This window comes from Brevibacillus borstelensis (assembly GCF_003710865.1).
Taxonomy (GTDB): Bacteria; Bacillota; Bacilli; order Brevibacillales; family Brevibacillaceae; genus Brevibacillus; species Brevibacillus borstelensis.
Genome location: NZ_RHHO01000005.1, coordinates 15,699 through 34,710 on the forward strand (window position 1 = coordinate 15,699; position 19,012 = coordinate 34,710).

Sequence of the window (19,012 nt, forward strand, 5' to 3'; positions counted from 1 at the left end):
CCCATTTTTCCTCCAATCGTCATGATGCGGGTCTCCTCTCATCCAAGCTCCTTTTCTGAGCTATGAGGGGGAGCAGCATTGAGGCGCCGATCATAATCAAGACACCGCTCGCCACATATACCGCAAACAAGGAAAACGCATCCTTCAGATAGCCGGATACGAACATGCCGATCACCATCATTCCCATAAAAACAGGCGTGATCGTTCCGGATACCCGGCCAATAAATGCCCCTTCCGTATTGCGGACAATAAGCGTCTGAATTCCTCCTTGAATACAAGGGAAAAACAACCCGCTGATCACCAATAAAACAATCGTCATCCCCATTTTCGTAGAAGCGCCCAATCCGATCGTACATACGGCCGTGACAAGCAAGCCTACCATGAGCAGCAGCTGCGGCTTCACCTTTTTGGCTATCCCGACGATGACAGCTCCGCCTGCCAGCATGGCTGCCCCATTGGTCATTACCAACCACTGCAAAAATTGTTTGTCCTGTCCCAAATTCTCGATGACTAGGAAGATTTGAAGCGGTTGCGTCAGTCCTGAAGCCAACCCGACAGCCGAGAAAGTCAGGCAGAGTGTCCGCAGGGATTGATTGGAGGCGATATAGCGAAGTCCGGCCTGCAACTCCTTTTTAAAGCTGCCGGTATCGCCAGAGTTCGGCTCGTCCGTGTCACTGGGAAGCGTCGCCAATACAAGGGAAGAGCCCAGGAACAGAACGGCCGTCAAAATCAGAGAGGCTTGCAGTCCAAACTGGATGAAAATAAACGTGCCGATGACCGGTCCCAAAACCATAAAGACAGCGACAAGCGTTTGGGACATCGCCATCACGCCCTGCAGTTGTTCAGCCGGCACATGCCGCTTGTACAGCTTCATCGCCGAAGGCTGAGAAAATTGGGACAGGCTCGCAGAAATAAATGTGCCGATGAGCAGCGGAATCCACCCGCCGTTCATGAGGACAAGCATCACAGCTCCGACGGACAAGGCTGAAACAAGATCGCTCCAGACCATCGTCCGCTTCGGCCGCCAGCGGTCGGCAAAGGTCCCCCCAATAAGGCCAAACGAAAAGATCGGAGCGAATTCCGCAACCGCAATCAGCGATACGTAAACGGGATCATTTTTTGTCAGGTCGGTGACATAAAGAAGCACGGCATAATTCCTGATCCAAATTCCCAGCTGCAGCAGCACGCGGGAGAGGATAACCGTTCGTACATATGGATTCGCCAACATGTCAGTATCCCATATCCTTTAAAATTTTTGACAACATCCGGAGACGTTCGCCGATCATTTCATCGTCCTGGCTCAGCGCCAGACTGAACTGCTTGATATCTTCATGAATCCTCTCATTGTCTGTGCAAATCGCCACGTTCATGGCGTCCCCTTGCAAGCCAATCCGGTCGATGACGGGCTTTTGCGGATCGTATAAATGCTCAAATCTGTATGCTTCGCGAAAATGCTCAAGGGACCGGCAGACGAGAATGGACAAATCAAGAACGCGATGAAGCGGCAGCTCCTCCGATTGCTCTGACCATTCTTCTCCCGTGTGTCTCCATACCTTGGCCAAAATACCGGCCTTCCCTCTCTCGTTCTGTTGTGACAACCCCAACGAAAGGGCTTTTGCATCCGTATTTCGGGCGAGTCGGCCGTCAATCCGATCATAGTTTTCCGATACGATAACAGCCCTATGTTCTGCAGTCGTTGGCATTTGCATTTTTCTCCCTCCAAGTTGTTCTTTTAACAAACAAACACTTTTAGTTAAAGTTTGTTATTTGATAAACATTTTATTTTATTGTCTATAAAAGTCAATGTTTTTCTGTTTGGAATATCATTCTCCCTTTGCGCTAGCAAACAAAAAAAGGACGCAGCCATGTACGAAACGGCTGTGTCCTGCTCCTGAAAAAGCTGTCCAATATGTTCAACAAACATTGTACCGAAGAAAAGACCCATCTGCTATGATGAAGGAAAAAAGAAAGAGGGAGACATATGCAAGCACTCGTTACTCCGCAATGGCTTCGCGATCATGCAAACGATCCGAATATTCTGGTAGCAGATTGCCGTTTTGCTCTGAACAACCCTGAACTGGGCGAAGAGCAATACCGCGAGGAGCATATTCCCGGCGCCCTGTACTTTCATCTGAACCGCGATCTCTCCGGACCGAAAGAACAGCACGGCGGGCGTCATCCTATCCCAGGCGAAGAACAGCTCGCCTCCCTGTTCTCTCGCTCCGGCATCGATCAGGAGGTGACGGTGATCGCCTACGACGACCAGGAAATGTCTATGGCCGGGCGCCTCTGGTGGCTCCTCCGCTACGCCGGGCATGACAAGGTCGCTGTACTGGACGGCGGCTTTGCTGCCTGGAAAAACGCAGGATATCCCGTCACAAGCGAGATACCCGTACCGAAGCCTCGGACATTTGTACCGCGGATTCAGACGAGCATGCTTGTCGACTGCAAGGGAGTCGAAACCCGCAGCAAGGAAACGGCACTCCTAGACTCCCGAGCAGGAGAGCGTTATCGCGGCGAAATGGAGACGCTCGATCCGAAAGCGGGTCACATCCCGGGGGCTCTGCATTATTTTTACAAAGACAGTTTGTCAGCCGATGGCCGCATGCTCCCCGAAGAAGCGCTGAAACGCCGGTTTGAAGCGTTTGAAGGGAAAGAGATCATCGTGTACTGCGGATCGGGCGTGACAGCGTGCACCAACCTGCTGGCGCTGCACGCGGCGGGACGGCCGGATGCGAAGCTGTATGCCGGAAGCTGGAGCGATTGGGTATCGTATGAGAACAATCCTGTTGCTACGGGAGATGAATAGCCGGTAAAAGAGGCCGAAAGCCCTTTCTCAGGGGACTTTCGGCCTCGCTTCTATTTTTCCGGCAGTATTGGCGTTTCTTCCAGCGGGAATCGCAACACAATACGCGTCCCTTGCCCAACCTGGGATTCCACGTCAATTTTCCCTTTATGCGCAAGCACGATCGCTTTGGCGATGTTCATGCCAAGGCCGGTCCCGTCTGTCCCGTCTTCGGTCGCCGTTCCCCGGTAGTATCTTTCAAACAGGTTGTGCTTTGTTTCCTCGTCAAACCCTACGCCGTTGTCCTCTACGGCGATGAACGCTTCCCGTTCATCCCGCCACGTCTTGAGGGTGATGGCGACCCCTGGGGGATTGTGCTTGATCCCGTTCCAAATCAGATTGTCCAGAACGCGTTGCAGCCACTTGGCGTCGGATTTGATGAAGATAGCATCCGGACTGCTCTCAAAGGCAAAAGAGACGTGGGCAAGCGTCACATCATTCACATACCTGAGCACGGTTCTCCGCACAAACTCGTTGATCTCCAGCTTGCCAACCGGAAAGCTGAGCGCCTGGTTTTTCAATTGGAAGGCAAGCGAAAAGTCCTGCAGCAAAGCGAGCATGTAATCTCCCTTTTCCCGGATCATTTTCCCCATGCCTTGCAGCTCTTCGTCTGTCCACGTATACTGCCCGCTTTCCAGAAGATGCCCAAACCCCTGGATCGTTGACAGCGGCGTCCTGAGATCGTGCGAAATGCCTGTCATCCATTCCTCCCGGGTCTTTTCCAGTCTGCTCCGCTCTTTCTCCGTGGCAGCCAATCGCTCCGCCATCTCGTAAAATCCGCCGATCACTTCCTTGTACAGCCGATAGCGCATGCGGATGGAACCGTCTCTGCGAAATACCTTTTTCCGTTCTTTTTCAGTCAACGCTTCATCGTACCGACCTTGTCCCATTCGCTCAAACCAGTCCGTAAACAACAGCAGCGGCTGACTGTAACGGACGCCATGCCACGCGGCCAAAGCAAGCGCCATGACCAGCAAAGCCCCTCCCGCTACGCTAAGCACCAGGATGACGTCCGACATGATCGGCTGATCGGAATAGCCTGTGCCTTTCTTTTCTGCATGCAAAATCCAAAGATTCCCGGATGCTTGATCATAGTGCGTGTAGACGTCTGTGGAATAGCTTCCCGGCTCAGAGCGGATTGCGATCAATTCAAGCGGTTGGTAAGACTCTTTTTGATCGGCGCTGCCAATTGACTGAATGATCTTGCCTCGTGCATCTATGACCTGCACATACTCGCGGCTCATGTCCAGCTGACGTTCAAGCTCCGGGATCGCCTGCGGCCGTATCTTGCCTTTCTCGGCGTAGCTCTCAACCCACGTTTTCAAACGTTCCGAATTGCTGTCATCCGTTCCCAGCATAAAGAGCAGCGGTTCAGGCCGCAGCGCTCTCGACTGATCCAGGGAGGTTGTTACGCGAAAGGTTTGGAAACGCCCTGTTTCCGTCATCCCCAACAATTCGGTTACCGTGTAAGACTCCCTGGCCGGTCCGCTGCCAAAGGCATAAATGACCTTGCCTTTTTCATTTACAATCTGCAAAAAATACCCGGACTCGGCGAGCTGATTTCGCCACCATACCGGTATCTCGATCTGGCCCTGTCCCGGTTCCGCCTTCGCTTCCGTCACGATATTCTCCAAAGCGCCGTTCGGAAAGGTTTTTTTCAAGTCCTGATTGACAAGGTATTGCAGCAGCAGCAATAACAGGGCGGTCATCGTCACCAGAACAAACAGCCAGATAAAAAAGAACTGTGTCGCGAAATGAGCGGCCAGCCTTCGACGCAAGCTGCTCATGGCGCGATCCCCCTGACGAGCTTATACCCGAGACCGCGGACTGTAAGCAGCAGCTGCGGATGGCCCGGGTCCGCCTCGATCCGTTCCCTGATCTTTCGGATGTGGACCATCACCGTATTGTCGTCACCGACGCCATCGATTCCCCAGACCGCTTCATACAGCTGCGATTTGGAGTACACCACATTCGGATTTTTGCATAAAAAAAGCAGCAACTGGTACACCTGGGCGGGACAGGGAACCATTTTTCCCTGTACCCACAGCTCTCCCGCAGACTCGTCCAGCACAAAGCGTCCAAAGTCATGCCGCCTGCGCTCCTCCTGTTTTCCCTGGGAGCTTGCCAGAATTGCGTCCCGCCGTACTCTGGCCTTGATTCTTGCGGCAATTTCGAGCGGATTAAACGGCTTGGTGACATAGTCGTCTCCACCGATGGCAAACCCTGTCAAAACGTCCAAATCCGACGTTCTCGCTGTCAAAAAGATGATATGGGCTCGCGAAATATCCCTGACTTTGGGACAAAGCTCAAACCCCGACTGATCCGGAAGCATCACATCGAGCAGGATGATATCCATTTCTTGTCTGTTCAGAAGCTCAAGGGCTTCCCTGGCCGAATAAGCCTTGTAAATATGCCGAAATCCTTCTTTCTTTAGAACCATTTCGATCATCTGCGTAATCGATTTCTCGTCGTCGACGATGAGTATCCGCGCTTGTTGCATGACAATCCCTCCGAACAAGATTGTACCAAAGCAAGCTTAATTCCAGCTAAACAACTACAAGAATCGTTAAGGAAAAAATAAGCTCCGCTTTAGCGAGCCTTTAAGCCGCCCAGTTACACTTGCTTGCGAGGTGATAAAAATGGAACAACGAAAAAGGGCAGGTCTCGTCGACGCAGCCCGTGGACTCTGCCTGCTGGGGATCTTGCTGGCGAATATGCTCATTTTTCAATATGGAATATGGGGCAAGGATGACATGCAGTTTTACTCATTGTCGGGTTTTGATGCTTCTGTCCGAACGATACTCGGCATCGTAGTGGAAAAAAGCTTCATGCCGATTTTCACCTTCCTGTTTGGCTACGGGATAATCAAAATGAAAGAGAGCCTTGCAGCTTCTGGCAGAAAACCGGGATGGACGTTGTGCAGACGCTTTTTGCTCTTGTTTGGAATCGGGGTTCTCCATTCCGAATTTATGACGGAGTCCGATATTTTGGCATTCTACGGACTCGTCGGTTTCTTTCTGCTCATGTTCATGAACCGAAAACCAAAAACCCTGCTGATCTGGGGAACGTCTCTTCTGCTCGTGTTTGGTTTGCTTGGGCTTGTGCCGGGAGAATCCAACTCCCCCTCCAGGCAACCAGGCAGTATGGAGATCTCTCAGGAGTATATCAAAGAAACCATTGTCGTCTATGGAACAGGCACCTATTCGGAGATTAGGCACCACAGGAGCACTGCTTCGCCGATATCAGAGGAGGACTCCCTCTATCTTGTCTTTCTCCTGCTACTGGCGCCTTTTCTGACCGCGCCGATGTTTCTGTTTGGCATGTACGCAGCGAAAAAGGACCTGTTTCGGAAGCCTGAGGAAGAACAGCGGCTGTATGCGAGGAACGCTCTGCTCTTCTTGCCTGTCGGATTCTGTCTGAAAGTGCTTCCCCACCTGTTTCCCGAACAAGGATGGGCTGCTGCGGGCGAAATGATTGGAGCCAATTTGCTTGCCCTCGGCTATCTGTTCTCGTTCGCTTGGCTCTACAGCAAACGAAGCAGCTCTTCCTGGATGCAGCGTTTTCAGGCGGTCGGCAAATTGTCTCTGACGAATTACCTGGTCCAAACCGTGGTCTGTACGACTATCTTTTACGGCTATGGCCTTGGGTGGTTTGGGAAAATGGGAATAGCGGCAGGCTGCGTTCTTGCCTTTGCTCTCTATGCGCTGCAGTTGTTTGCAAGCGAATGGTATTTGCAACGCTTTTCTTCCGGCCCGGTCGAAAAGCTGCTGAGAATTTGCACCTATCTGTCCATTCAAGGAAAAGTGAAGGCTCGCGCACCGCGAAACCGGCCAGAACCTGCACATTCAACAACGCTGTAAACAGCCGACAACGAAAGCAAACCTCCAAACCCGTTTTTTGGGACTTGGAGGTTTGCCGTTTGTCCAGGGTGCTCCTTTTTGAGCAACAGTTTTTGCATGAACGAACACTGATTGTCAACAGAGACATGTATAATAAAGGATAACATTACCTGTCTTTCAGGGAGGAGGCTCACATGGACTGGAACTATTTCAACACCTTCATTACCGTCGCCCCTGACTGCCCTGTGATCACGGGAATCATTCCGCCGGAAAAGAAAACGGGCAAAAGCAAGCACGGCATCGAATACGAGCTGATTTCCGGGGCTCCCTACCACTATACCCAGGAGGAGCTCCTCTTCGAGGTGTACGTCCGCCACCAAAATTTCCCGCAAACAGAACTGGCTGAGCGGGGCGGCGAGATTCGAGCCGAATTCTTCAGCAAACCAAAAGCGTGTATGAGAGCCTCTGCCCTTCCCAAAAAATTCGGATGGGGCATTCATTTCAACGAAGCTGGAAAAATGGCGCTGATCCCGATGGAGTCCCCGCAATACGCGGAGTATGCCCAAGGAGCAAACGGAACGCTCAAGGTGCTGGCGGCTATGCGGAACCGGCGAGCGAAGTAAGCGCTGCTCCATCTTGCATCATCAAGACGACCGGACAGTGGTCGCTGCCCATCACCTCGGAATCGATGCCAGCATCAAGCAGAAAGGGCGCAAGCCGGGCGGATGCCAGGAAGTAGTCGATGCGCCACCCGATATTCCGCTCTCTCACCTTTGGCATGTACGACCACCAGGTATAGGCGCCCGTTTGCTCCGGATAAAAATGACGGAAGGTATCGATAAACCCGGCATCCAAAAGCCGGGTCATTTTTTCTCTTTCTTCCGGGGTAAAGCCGGAGTTGTTCCGGTTGGATTTCGCGTTTTTCAAATCGATCTCTTGATGAGCGACATTCATATCTCCGCAGACAATCACCGGCTTGATGGCGTCCAACTGCTGAAGGTAGCTCCGAAAACGATCCTCCCACTCCAGACGGTAATCCAGCCTGGACAAATCGCGCCGCGCATTGGGAGTGTAGACATTCACGAGATAGAAGCCTTCAAACTCGAGCGTGATGATCCGTCCTTCCGGTTCCCGATCCTCTTCGATGCCGTACCGGACCAAAAGCGGTTTGATTTTTGTAAAGACAGCCGTGCCGGAGTACCCTTTCTTTTCAGCGTAATTCCAATACTGGGCGTACTCTTCGTCCAGCTCCAGGCAAATTTGCCCCTCCTGCAATTTTGTTTCCTGAATACAAAATATATCCGCATCGGCTTCCTTGAAATAGTCTAGAAAGCCTTTATTCATGCAAGCCCGCAGGCCGTTTACATTCCAGGATACCAGCTTCATTTTTGTCGATCTCCTTGCAGATTGCCATGTTTCCATTTAGTTTACCATAGCCATCTGCACTTTTTGACAGATATCATGAAATGAAACGGGTTTCCTGTCTGGCTCCCTTTTGTTCAGGAGAAGAGCTGCAAAAAATTCGACGCAGAGAAACCAAAGATTCGCTTCCTGCGTAATACAGGTTGCCATGATGGGATTTTCCCTTGCTTGCTAAAAATCGAGCTGCACCCGAGGAGGAATATACTTCGTGAACCGCTTCTTCCGTTTGCTGTTTCACTTTACATACCAGGAGGCGATGTCCTGCCTGTTTCCCGTCTTTATCTTCGGCTCTCTGGCATTGTCCAAGCTGGTCGAGGTTCCCGGCATCCCGCGGTACGACCTGCTGCTGCTGCTGTGTCTCGCTTTTCAAATCTTCATGATCAAAAGCGGTTTGGAAACGAAAGACGAGTTGAAGGTGATTACGGTTTTTCATCTGATCGGTCTCGCCCTGGAAATTTTCAAGGTGCATATGGGCTCCTGGTCGTACCCGGAAGCGGCCTACTCGAAGATCTTCGGCGTCCCGCTCTACAGCGGATTCATGTACGCCAGCGTTGCGAGCTACCTCTGCCAGGCGTGGCGCAGACTGGATGTCTCGCTTGAGAGCTGGCCGCGCCACCGTTTTGTCGTGCCTTTAGGAGCAGCCATCTACCTCAACTTCTTTACCCATCATTACATTTGGGATATCCGCTGGGTATTGACGGCCGCCATTTTTCTTCTGTTCTGGAAGAGCCGTGTCTACTTTCGCGTGGACCGGGAACGGCTGTGGATGCCGGTGCCTCTGGCCTACATCCTGATCGGCTTTTTCATCTGGATTGCCGAAAATATCGCCACCTTTTTCGGAGCGTGGCGCTATCCCAACCAAAACGAGGGCTGGCAGCTGGTGCACCTGAGCAAAATCAGCTCCTGGTTTTTGCTGGTCATCGTCAGCTTTATCATCGTGGCCGAGCTGAAGCACGTCAAGGAAAGGCTAGTTGGGCGCTCCTCTCATGACGATTCGGTGGAAGCCGCCCAGGACTAGCGCACCTCCCGTCACAAAAAAGACGATGAAAAACGAGTGGTTCCAGTTGCCGATCAGCCCTGCCACGATGGGAGCCAGGATCGCCCCTGCGGAAAGCACGGCGGAATAGATGCTGAACGCGCTGCCGTACAGCTCCCGCGGCGCATGCACGGTCAATATCGTGGACAGCGCCGGAAACAGCAAGCCAACGCAGGATCCGAGCAAAAACATCGATATATGCAAGGAAAGGTCCAAACCGATTGCAAAAATGTACATCATCACGCTAAGCAGGCCGAGCCCGACGAGCGTCCGCTCCTCCGGCGCTATTCGCGCCAGCCAGAACTGGCTCAAGGTAGCCATGGAGCCAAGACCTTTCAGGCTAAATAAGATCCCCGTGACGGAAATAGACAAATTTTCTCTTTGGATATAGAGCGGAATTTCATAAATGATCGTACCTTGGGCGTACATCACGGCAAAGCCGCCGAGAAAGGCCAAATACAAATCGCGGTTCTCCAGAACAGCAGTCAGCTTGGGGGAGGCAGGGCGAATCATTTGCCCCTCTTCCCCCGCTTTTTTCCGCCCTCCCGGCAGTACGAGCAGGGCAAATATACCCGCCACCCACATGATTGCACCCAGGATGACAAAAGAAGGCCCATAGCCAAACTGCACACCCAGAAAGCTCCCAACGGCCGGCGAAACGACTGCGGCCGCCGTCAGCACCATCCCGTTCTTCGCCATCAGCTCGCCCTGCTCGGCCCGCGTCCGTCCGGTTTCTCCGAGCATGGCAAAGCAGGCCGGCGAGACAAACGCCATGAGAAAACCAAGCAACAGTCTCAGAACAAGGAATGCCTCAGTTTTGGTCACGATCCCTTGTCCGGTCAAAATAAACCCGGAGAGGATCAGGGAAATAGCGATAAACCACTTTTTCGGAAAACGGTCCAAAAACGGCCCGGCGATCAGATTGCCTGTCAGATTGCTGATGCCATAGGCCCCGAGGACAAAACCGATCATCGCCGCTGAAGCTCCCAGAACATGCATGTACGGTGCCAATAGCGGCGTCTGCGCATGCATGTCAAAGGAGACGAGAAACAGGATCACAAACAAAAGCATCCGCAATGACTGCCCACTCCCTCCGGCCTTTTTGTCCCATGTATATGTCAGGAGTCGTCCTAATAGAAAGAGACTCTCCAAAAGAGGTGAGTCTCCAAGCTGTCAAATGCGGCCAAACCTTTGTCCTTCTACAGATCCCGGCGTTTTCCGGCGCTCGAAATCGTGATTCTCGGCGCGCCCCATTCTTCGTAGACGATATCCCCCTGTCCGCCCGGCTCGACGGGAAGCTCCAGCCGCACGTTTTCCCGGCTCTTCACTTCAACCGGGTACCCGGTTAGAACCGCCGCTCTTTTTCGCCCAGAAGGACCGTATACGCTGATTTCAAACCGGGCTGGCTGTTCTCCGTGATTTTGCAGCACAACCACACACGTTCCGTTGCGTACCCCTTCGGCTGACGTTTTCGCTGTGCAGCCAGACCGTTCTTCCTTGTACTCCAGCATGTAAATCCCGTCCGCAAAGTTCCGCTGGTACCACCTCACCAGCTCCTGCTGCTTCGGCAACAGGCCAACGGCAAGCAGCAAAACAAGCAGCATGATCCCTGGCCGCTTGGTTACGTAGACCATCATGGCGTATGCCAAAGCCATCATGCTTAGTGGCAAAAAAGCGGCATAGTGCAAACCCGATGTTCCGTTTGACCACGCCGGGACGCCGAAGATTTGAAACAAATTATCCACCAATTGAACTTCATGGGGAAACCGGGCGTTCATGATCCACGCCAGAAAAAATAAAAAGATGGCGGCGAGTGTGGTGCGCCACTTGCGTCCAAACATGAAAAAGCTCTCCTTCCCGTTCTTGCAAAAGAAACGCATGCAGGCGATGTTCTCCCGTTGATATACGCAGCACTCACCCTCCAGGTCACTTTTTGCAGAGAAATCGTCGGCATCCGTACAAAAAAGAGGGCCTCAAGCCGATGCTGTGAGACCCTCTTTGAGCTTCATGCCGTTTGCTGGCTCAAGCCTGGGATTTTAATCCCAGCGAGCTTTCATGAAACCTGATGTTGGAGTATTTTTCGATCGCCATGCGGAGCTGGTATTCGCTTTCGAACAGCATGACCGGACGTCCGTAGCGGTCTGTAACCGTCTTGTTCTTGAGGGCATCCAATGCCGCCTTCTCACCCTCCAGCCAGCGCGCGATCTGATAAGGCATCCGTGTGAGCATAATATCTACCCCGTACTCGGCTTTCAGGCGGTATTCCAGGACTTCAAACTGCAGCACGCCTACTACCCCGAGAATCAGGTCCTCCATCGGATAGGTGCGGAAGAGCTGGACCGTTCCCTCTTCGGTAAGCTGCATGATGCCTTTCTGGAATTGCTTGTGCTTCATCGCGTCTTTCACCATCACGCGGGAGAAAAACTCAGGCGAGAAGTGCGGCATTTCTTCGTACTCCAGCGGCTGGCCGACACACAGCGTATCGCCGATCTGGAAAATGCCCGGGTCAAACAGGCCGATGACGTCACCTGCATAGGACTCCTCGACGATTTCCCTGTCCTGGGCCATAAACTGGACCGGCTGAGCCAGCTTGATGTCTTTGCCAAGACGGACGTGCTTGACCGTCATGCCCCGCTCAAAACGGCCCGAGCAGATGCGCAAAAAGGCGACGCGGTCGCGGTGGGCCGGGTTCATGTTGGCCTGGATTTTGAAGATAAAGCCGGAGAACGGACGCTGGCTCGGCTCGATCAAGCCGATGTTGCTCTTCTTCGGCGAAGGCGGCGGAGCCATTTGCAGGAAGTTGTCCAGGAATGTCTGCACACCAAAATTGTTGATCGCGCTTCCGAAAAACACAGGCGTCAATTCGCCCTTGTTGATCAATTCCATGTCAAAATCGTCTCCCGCTACGTCAAGCAGAGAGATTTCATCCTGAAGCTGCTGCCACAGGTCCTGACCGACGCGCTCTCCGATCATCGGGTCGTCCGCCCCGCTTACTTCGAAAAAGCTGATCTCCTGGTGCTCGGAGCCGCTTTGATACAATTCAACGCGGGACTTCGCACGGTCGTACACGCCGCTGAAGTAATTCCCCATCCCGATCGGCCAGTTCATCGGGTACGAGCGAATGCCCAGTACGCGTTCGATTTCCTCCAGCAGCTCAAACGGGTCTTTCCCGTGGCGGTCCAGCTTGTTGATAAAGGTAAAGATCGGGATGCCGCGCATCCGGCACACCTTGAAAAGCTTGATGGTTTGCGCCTCGACCCCTTTGGCCACGTCGATGATCATCACCGCCGCATCCGCTGCTGTCAGCGTACGATACGTATCCTCACTGAAGTCCTGGTGACCCGGCGTGTCCAAAATGTTGATATGATGTCCCTTGTATTCGAAGTCCATCGCACTGGACGTTACGGAGATACCCCGCTTCTTCTCGATCTCCATCCAGTCGGAAGTGGCGTGCTTGGAGTTTTTTCTCCCTTTTACCATGCCTGCCTCGCGGATTGCTCCGCCGAAGTACAGCAGCTTTTCCGTCATGGTCGTTTTACCCGCGTCCGGGTGGGAGATAATCGCAAAGGTACGCCGTTTTGCAATTTCTTGTTCCCATTGGGGGTTCACTTGACTCATTTTCATTCTCCTGTCGCTTGCGTCTCTGTCATCTTTCACTGTTACGATTATAACGGCAAATGCACCCGTCATCCACCTAGTATTTTTTTTACAAACAGGTATAATGTTAGTTGTAAAAATTTTTTGACTGTATGTACATATGGTTAGGAGGTAACCCATGTCCACAAACGAAAACCGTTCGGCTGCCTTTCGCGCGTACGTGAAGAAAATGGCGAGCTACAATCAGGCTATCTCCGTCCTCTATTGGGACAAAAGCACGCAGGCGCCGAAAAAAGGAATGGATGCGCGCTCAGAAGTGATCGGCATGCTCGCAGGAGAGCAGTTCCGGCTGGCCACCTCCAAAGAAATGGAAGAGCATTTGGAAGCGCTGAGCGACCCGCAAGTGCTGGAGACGCTGGACGATGTGACCCGCGCGACCGTTCTCGATTGCAAAAAGGATTTTGAACGCAACAAAAAAATTCCTGCCGACCGCTATGAGGAATACGTCGTCCTCACTTCTCAGGCCGAAACCGTCTGGGAAGAGGCGCGGGCCAAGAGCGACTTTGCCATGTTCCGTCCTTACCTGGAAAAAATCGTCAACTTCCAACTGGAGTTCATCGACTACTGGGGACATGACGGCAAGAACAAATACAACACGCTTCTCGACCTGTTTGAGCCGGGGATGACTGTAGATCAGCTCGACCCGATCTTCGCTACGCTGCGGGAAAAAACAGTGAAGCTGGTGGCTGCGATCGCTGACTCCCCGGACAAGCCCGACACTTCGTTTTTGACCAAGCATTTTCCGGAGGCAGAACAGGAGGCTTTCAGCCGCTTTATCCTGGAAAAGATCGGGTATGACTTCCAGGCAGGCCGGATGGACCGCAGTGTTCACCCCTTCTGTACATCGTTCAATCCCGGTGATGTCCGGATTACGACCCGCTTTGACCCAAATGACTTCAGTTCCGCTCTGTTCAGCTGTATCCATGAAGCGGGCCACGCGATGTACGAGCAAAATATCGATCCGCGCCTGCTGGGCACGACGCTGTGCGACGGCACTTCCATGGGCATCCACGAATCCCAGTCCCGCTATTGGGAGAACATGGTCGGGCGCAGTCTGCCGTTCTGGCAGCATTTTTACGGTGACTTGCAAAAAGCGTTCCCGAACCAGTTCGCAGGGGTCAGCGTCGAGCAATTTTACCGCGCCATCAATCAGGTGACGCCTTCCTTCATCCGGACCGAAGCAGATGAGCTTACCTACAACCTGCATGTGATGATCCGCTATGAAATCGAAAAAGGCCTGATCAACCAAACGATTGAAGTAGGCGACCTGCCAACGATTTGGAACGAAAAGATGAAAGAGTATCTGGGCATTGTTCCGGAATCGGACAAAGTCGGCGTGCTGCAGGATGTACACTGGTCCGGCGGCAGCTTCGGCTATTTCCCAACCTACTCGCTGGGCAATGTATATGCTGCCCAGTTTGCCCATGTTATGCAAGAACAAATCAGCGGCTACAACGATTTGATCGCCAGCGGCCAATTCGAACCGACCCGTCAATGGCTGAAAGAAAATATTCACCAATACGGAAAGATGAAGAGCCCGGGTGAAATCGTCAAGGCAATTACGGGCGAAGGCACCAATGCCACCTACCTGATGAACTACCTGGAGAAGAAATACTCTGAGATCTACAAGCTTTAAGCAGAAAAAGCGCCTTTCCTTCGGGAGAGGCGCTTTTTCGTTCACAGTTGTGCCATGGATTCTTCACCGCACCTTCACAATCCGCCAACAATTTCCACATACATTTGGTCTATGATGAAAGTGTAAACCATTCGATTAAGCGAGGGGTCCACAATGACAACAACCTTTTCACAGTGGCTGTGGGGCATGGTTGCCGACGAAGAGACGGCACCGTTCGAGCGGAAGCAATATGTAAAGAACGAGATGGAGCAATTCGTGCCTGCTCATCACGAGGAGCTGCTTCCTTATCCGCAGCTGTAATACCCAACCAAGACGGAAGCGGCATCGGGGTGTTCAACACTCACCTTGATGAAAGGGAGTTTCTGCCTGCATTAGAGATGCATATCATTTTATCAATGTGTTGAATATAGCCATAGCCGTGCTGCCTTCCGGGCAGCTTTTTTTTTGCTCTTCCCGAAGGAAACCAGCAGCACCCCCGCTTTTAGGCAACAGCAGGTATCACGTATAATGGAGGAGCAACCTGTCACCGCGATTACGCAAATCGTATCAAAGGAGTGGCACACATGCTTCCCTTTACGGAGAAATGGCTCCCCACCTATATCCGGCGGGATTTGACCGTCCTTTTTTGTGGAATCAATCCTGGCAGAGTCTCTGCTACGGCCGGCTTTCATTATGCCAACCCCGCCAACCTGTTTTGGCGCGGACTTTACGAGGGAGGATTGACTCCCCGGCAGTTGAAGCCGGAGGAAACCGCGTGCCTGCTTGATTTCGGCTATGGCATCACCGATCTCGTTTCCCGGCCCACCCGCTCCTCCAGCGATCTAACGGACGCGGATTTCAACACCGGGGCGGAGCAATTCGTCCACATGGTTGGCGTTTATCGTCCCCGGGTGGTCTGTTTCAACGGAATTACGGCCTTTCGGCACGCCACCGGCAAAAAGAAGGAGCCTGTTCCCCTAGGACTTCAACCTGACCGTTATTTTGGCACAGAGGACTGGCCCGGAAGCTGGGTGTTCGTCATTCCCTCTACCAGCGGCGCCAACGCATCATTTAGCCGCGAAGAACGACTGGCCATGTTTTCCGAACTGAGCCTCTTTTTGCAGGAAAAAGGCTGGCATCCGTTCCGATAAACCGGAATGCAGCAAAGCGCCCGGAGCGTCAGGCGCTTTTCGTGCGTTTGAAAAAAACGCCCGGTTCTGAACGTTGCCCCAATGGTTTGGATCAGACCAACAATGGGAATGCGGTTCAGAGAAGCGGGCGTTTTTTTTACCAAAATTTGTTATCGTTTTTTCCTTCCGTATCCGGCACAGTCAACCTCTTGGGCAGATTTATTTATTGGATGGCAATTGTTTATACCACGCAATAAAGTTGTCGACAACTTGATCCAGAAAGGCGATGGTCGGCTCGTGGTTCAAATGACCGGCTTCATCAAATTTTTCATGGACAGCGCCGATGTAGACTTCATTCCCAGGCATGATCGGAGATGAGACGCCTGGAGAGAACAAAATATCGCGCAAATGCTGCTGGGCGCGGACTGAGCCAAGCATGCCCATCGATGAGCCTGCGACCATGGAAGGTTTCCCGATCATGACCTTATCCACGCGCGACAGCCAGTCAATGGCATTCTTAAGTACACCCGGGATGGAGTAATTGTATTCCGGCGTTACCCATAGTACCGCATCGGCAGCGGCAACCTTGCTTTTGAATTCCTTTACGGCTTCAGGCGGATCATTCTCGATATCCTGGTCGTAATGCGGGAGATCCCGGATCGGCAAAATTTCGATCTCCAGACGGCCGTGGTAGCGTTTTTGCATAAATTTGGCGAGCTTCAGGTTGAAGGATTCCTTGCGAATGCTTCCTACGAGAGCAACTACTTTCATGTGCGATACCTCCAAGCGGTTTTCTTCGATTTAGTTGACTTTGGTTTCGCGGCTGCGAATCACTCTGATTCGGACGAAACCGTAAAACGCTCGTTTCGATGCTGCGGATTCTCGATTTCATCCAGTACTGCAATCGCAAAGTCCGCATAGCTTACATAGCTTTGCCCTTTCGCATTCACCAAAAGATGATCTTTTCCTTTTTGGTAAGCTCCGGTTCTCTTCCCTTGCGGATCAAAAAAGGCGGATGGACTGATAAACGTCCATTGGATGCCCGTAGATTGCTGCAAGTCCTCCAGGTTCTTTCCTTGGTTTTGCGCGGTCGCCAGATACTCCTTCGGAAAGTCCGGCGTTTCCATGACACGTGTTGTCTTTGCCTCGTCGACGAACAGGCTTCCTGCTCCGCCGACAACGATCAGTCTTGTAGATGGGGCAGCTTTCAACGCTTCGATCAATACTCTGCCTGCTTCAACATGGAGATGCTCACTGCCCGGCGCTGCACCGAATGCATTTACCACCACATCAAAAGCTTTCAGGTCCTCTGCAGTCAATTGAAAAACATCTTTCTCCAAGACGGCCGTCTTTGGCGCTGTCAGCTTGGATGCATTTCTCACGATTGCCGTAACCTCATGGCCTCTTTCAATCGCTTCTTTCGCAATGAGGCTCCCCGCTTTCCCTGTGGCACCGATTACTCCGATTTTCATTATGATTTCCTCCTACCATTTTTTATTAGCGTAACCATAAAAAAATGATTGTTGCGGATGAGGATTTGCCATCAGCAATACCATCCGGTCGAAACGAAAGGAAGGATGGATGCATCGTTGTATCGTTGTAAACTACAACATTACAACCAGTCTAAAAAAAAATCATTTAGCACCGCTCTTTATCTTTTGCGTGAGCTGATTCACTACCTCGTCCACCGTTATATCTGCCAGGAACTGCTCCATTACATTTTGGGCGCGGGTAAATATGAGCTGCAGGACGGCTTGTATGTTCGCTCCGACCGGACAATCCGGGTTTGGCTGCTCATGCAGGTGAAAGAGCTGGTCTTCCTCAACTACGTCAACCGCTCGAAAGACATCCAGCAAACTGATTTCATCCAGACCTTTCAACAAGTAAGCTCCGCCAGTTCCGGCGCGGACATTGACCAATCCCGCTTTTTTTAGCTGTCCCAATATCCTGCGAATCGTTACAGGGTTTGTATTTACACTCCCTGCAATCCATTCGGAAGTTCCATGTGCATCCTTGGCGATTGCCAGCAAAGACAGGATGTGGACAGCAATGCTGAATCGACTGCTAATTTTCATTTTGTTTCATCCTTCCGTTGTAATCATTATAGCTACAACGAATTCCAAATGTCAACACTGTCTTTATGTCTCCACAGCCTGGTGACCTCTTTCAGCTCTGATCCGTCAAAGGACAGCTTGTATATATCCGGCATATCGAGCTGTTTCCAAAAATCAAAACCGTAGCGGCTGTCAAAACCATTCATAATCAACACCATGAGATTGCCATGGGTGCCGATTACGATATTTTTCCCTTTTAGTCTGCGTAAAACTCGTTTAATGGCCTTTACTCCGCGATCCTGCGCCGCTTTATTGGACTCCCCTCCATCCCAGGAAAACCCCTCGTCTTCCCAAACTCGCGTGATCGCAGCATGAAAATCCTCCACGGGTTTCTCGCTCAACACTCTCTCCTTGAAGTCTTCCTCGATCACGATTTCCTTCTCAAGGCTTACGGCAATCCCTTCAACTGTTTGAATGGCTCGCCGGTATGGACTTGAAAGCACGTGGTGAATATTCTCTTTTTTTAACAGCTCACTCACTGCTTGGGCATCGCGCAAGCCTTTTTCCGACAACGGTCTTGTCCGCTCCTCCGGCGTATAATCGGAATGGGCATGTCTTACGAAAAAGATATTGGTTCGCATCGTCTCTCACCTGCATGATCATCAGTAATTACTGCTTTGTGCCAAAGTATTTCTCCATCTCGCTGTTATCCTTCAGAACGACCAATTTTTCGCTGTATCGACCCAACATTTTTTCAATTTCCGGCTTGCTCTCGTTCTCAAAATGGGCATTCCAGACAAACATGTTGCGAAAAATCCGGAAAGTAGGCTTGTAGTTTGCCCGCTCCAGCCCAAGCTTTTGCCGGACAAACCTTTTGATGATCCGAAAAGTCCTTGTGCGATAGCTTGTATCTAAAAAGATAATCAAATCGGCCCGCTCAAAGCTTGGGTGTACCCATTTATGGTGTACGCCTTCGACAATCCAAACGTCCGCGCTTGTGATCTCGCCCAGAAGCTCGTCTCTTTCCTCGTCCGTTCTTCTTACATCTCCCGTTTTAAACCGCTTCCAGACAACGTTGTCCAATTCGTAAAACGGAACATCCAGTTTGGCTGAAAGCAATCGTGCCAAAGTTGTTTTTCCGCTTCCGACAGAGCCGATAATATGGATTTTGGTTGGACCTTTTTTAGCCATGAGACCACCGTTTTTGCCATTATTTTTTAACCTATCTTCTCCGCAAGCGTCGCTTTTTCCTTTACCTTTTACGCCCGTCCTGTTACCGGCAGCACGCGATTCCAAGAAACCTGCCTCGATAAACCGTCTGTGTTCTTTTTTCCCCTCTGACAAAAGCAGAACCCTTGCTCTCGAATGCCGAAATGATCGGTCCGCCAAACAAGGGCTCCTTATTACATTGCAT

The 19,012-nt window shown here is 51.7% G+C and carries 20 protein-coding genes; 7 read left to right on the forward strand and 13 right to left on the reverse strand.

The features are described 5' to 3' along the window. Positions 1 to 19: 19 nt before the first annotated feature. Together EDM54_RS02615 and EDM54_RS02620 are read right to left on the reverse strand one after the other, a co-directional pair. Entirely contained in the window at positions 20 to 1,228 is a 1,209-nt protein-coding gene (locus EDM54_RS02615; protein WP_122957727.1) for an MFS transporter, read from the reverse strand. Between the two features lies 1 nt (position 1,229). Next, on the reverse strand, positions 1,230 to 1,709 hold the full coding sequence (locus tag EDM54_RS02620) for a DUF6530 family protein (protein ID WP_003387368.1): 480 nt from the start codon (positions 1,707 to 1,709) through the stop codon (positions 1,230 to 1,232). Between the two features lie 272 nt (positions 1,710 to 1,981). On the opposite strand from EDM54_RS02620, the gene EDM54_RS02625 reads away from it, so the two are divergent. Then, positions 1,982 to 2,809 carry a sulfurtransferase gene (locus EDM54_RS02625; RefSeq protein ID WP_122957728.1) on the forward strand — a complete coding sequence of 276 codons (828 nt, stop codon included), beginning with the start codon at positions 1,982 to 1,984 and terminating at the stop codon, positions 2,807 to 2,809. Positions 2,810 to 2,859: 50 nt separating this feature from the next. Here the strand turns inward: EDM54_RS02625 and EDM54_RS02630 are convergent, their stop codons facing one another. Continuing rightward, the gene (locus EDM54_RS02630; RefSeq protein WP_122957729.1) at positions 2,860 to 4,632 is read right to left on the reverse strand and encodes a sensor histidine kinase; all 1,773 of its coding nucleotides are present in this window, start codon (positions 4,630 to 4,632) and stop codon (positions 2,860 to 2,862) included. Then, positions 4,629 to 5,345 (reverse strand): response regulator transcription factor, encoded by a 717-nt coding sequence (locus EDM54_RS02635; RefSeq protein WP_003387371.1) that lies wholly within the window; start codon positions 5,343 to 5,345, stop codon positions 4,629 to 4,631. The genes EDM54_RS02630 and EDM54_RS02635 overlap by 4 nt, the downstream gene beginning before the upstream one ends. 139 nt (positions 5,346 to 5,484) lie before the next feature. Between EDM54_RS02635 and EDM54_RS02640 the strand changes: the two genes are divergently transcribed. Together EDM54_RS02640 and EDM54_RS02645 are read left to right on the forward strand one after the other, a co-directional pair. After that, positions 5,485 to 6,705 carry a DUF418 domain-containing protein gene (locus EDM54_RS02640; RefSeq protein WP_122957730.1) on the forward strand — a complete coding sequence of 407 codons (1,221 nt, stop codon included), beginning with the start codon at positions 5,485 to 5,487 and terminating at the stop codon, positions 6,703 to 6,705. 173 nt (positions 6,706 to 6,878) lie between these two features. Further along, positions 6,879 to 7,307 (forward strand): DUF6157 family protein, encoded by a 429-nt coding sequence (locus EDM54_RS02645; protein ID WP_024985172.1) that lies wholly within the window; start codon positions 6,879 to 6,881, stop codon positions 7,305 to 7,307. Here EDM54_RS02645 and EDM54_RS02650 read toward each other — a convergent pair. Next, the gene (locus EDM54_RS02650; protein ID WP_122957731.1) at positions 7,282 to 8,070 is read right to left on the reverse strand and encodes an exodeoxyribonuclease III; all 789 of its coding nucleotides are present in this window, start codon (positions 8,068 to 8,070) and stop codon (positions 7,282 to 7,284) included. The two genes, EDM54_RS02645 and EDM54_RS02650, sit on opposite strands and share 26 nt — an antisense overlap. 292 nt (positions 8,071 to 8,362) lie before the next feature. Between EDM54_RS02650 and EDM54_RS02655 the strand changes: the two genes are divergently transcribed. Further along, complete coding sequence (locus tag EDM54_RS02655; protein WP_194247008.1) at positions 8,363 to 9,124, forward strand: DUF817 domain-containing protein; 762 nt, start codon at positions 8,363 to 8,365, stop codon at positions 9,122 to 9,124. Here EDM54_RS02655 and EDM54_RS02660 read toward each other — a convergent pair. The 3 genes from EDM54_RS02660 to EDM54_RS02670 form a co-directional block, all read right to left on the reverse strand. Further along, a complete protein-coding gene (locus EDM54_RS02660) occupies positions 9,074 to 10,219 on the reverse strand; it encodes an MFS transporter (RefSeq protein WP_003387376.1) in 1,146 nt (381 codons plus the stop codon). The two genes, EDM54_RS02655 and EDM54_RS02660, sit on opposite strands and share 51 nt — an antisense overlap. 122 nt (positions 10,220 to 10,341) lie before the next feature. After that, positions 10,342 to 10,983, reverse strand: coding sequence for a hypothetical protein (locus tag EDM54_RS02665; protein WP_031931773.1), 642 nt, complete (start codon positions 10,981 to 10,983; stop codon positions 10,342 to 10,344). A gap of 181 nt (positions 10,984 to 11,164) precedes the next feature. Continuing rightward, positions 11,165 to 12,760: a peptide chain release factor 3 gene (locus EDM54_RS02670; RefSeq protein WP_003387378.1), complete on the reverse strand. Its 1,596-nt coding sequence runs from the start codon at positions 12,758 to 12,760 to the stop codon at positions 11,165 to 11,167. 157 nt (positions 12,761 to 12,917) lie between these two features. On the opposite strand from EDM54_RS02670, the gene EDM54_RS02675 reads away from it, so the two are divergent. The 3 genes from EDM54_RS02675 (at position 12,918) to EDM54_RS02680 (ending at position 15,565) form a co-directional block, all read left to right on the forward strand. After that, positions 12,918 to 14,435 (forward strand): carboxypeptidase M32, encoded by a 1,518-nt coding sequence (locus EDM54_RS02675; RefSeq protein WP_122957732.1) that lies wholly within the window; start codon positions 12,918 to 12,920, stop codon positions 14,433 to 14,435. Between the two features lie 153 nt (positions 14,436 to 14,588). After that, positions 14,589 to 14,735 (forward strand): hypothetical protein, encoded by a 147-nt coding sequence (locus EDM54_RS26345; protein ID WP_170208359.1) that lies wholly within the window; start codon positions 14,589 to 14,591, stop codon positions 14,733 to 14,735. A gap of 263 nt (positions 14,736 to 14,998) precedes the next feature. Then, a complete protein-coding gene (locus tag EDM54_RS02680; RefSeq protein ID WP_031931771.1) occupies positions 14,999 to 15,565 on the forward strand; it encodes a mismatch-specific DNA-glycosylase in 567 nt (188 codons plus the stop codon). Positions 15,566 to 15,763: 198 nt separating this feature from the next. On the opposite strand, the gene EDM54_RS02685 is transcribed toward EDM54_RS02680, so the two are convergent. The 5 genes from EDM54_RS02685 to EDM54_RS02705 all read right to left on the reverse strand — a co-directional run bounded on the left by EDM54_RS02685 (position 15,764) and on the right by EDM54_RS02705 (position 18,789). After that, positions 15,764 to 16,315: an NADPH-dependent FMN reductase gene (locus EDM54_RS02685; RefSeq protein WP_003387382.1), complete on the reverse strand. Its 552-nt coding sequence runs from the start codon at positions 16,313 to 16,315 to the stop codon at positions 15,764 to 15,766. 59 nt (positions 16,316 to 16,374) lie between these two features. Continuing rightward, positions 16,375 to 17,016 carry an NAD(P)-dependent oxidoreductase gene (locus EDM54_RS02690; protein WP_024985168.1) on the reverse strand — a complete coding sequence of 214 codons (642 nt, stop codon included), beginning with the start codon at positions 17,014 to 17,016 and terminating at the stop codon, positions 16,375 to 16,377. 162 nt (positions 17,017 to 17,178) lie between these two features. Next, complete coding sequence (locus EDM54_RS02695) at positions 17,179 to 17,619, reverse strand: Rrf2 family transcriptional regulator (protein ID WP_003387384.1); 441 nt, start codon at positions 17,617 to 17,619, stop codon at positions 17,179 to 17,181. Positions 17,620 to 17,651: 32 nt separating this feature from the next. Next, positions 17,652 to 18,239, reverse strand: coding sequence for a histidine phosphatase family protein (locus tag EDM54_RS02700; protein WP_122957733.1), 588 nt, complete (start codon positions 18,237 to 18,239; stop codon positions 17,652 to 17,654). Between the two features lie 28 nt (positions 18,240 to 18,267). Then, the gene (locus EDM54_RS02705) at positions 18,268 to 18,789 is read right to left on the reverse strand and encodes an AAA family ATPase (RefSeq protein ID WP_024985159.1); all 522 of its coding nucleotides are present in this window, start codon (positions 18,787 to 18,789) and stop codon (positions 18,268 to 18,270) included. Positions 18,790 to 19,012: the final 223 nt, after the last annotated feature.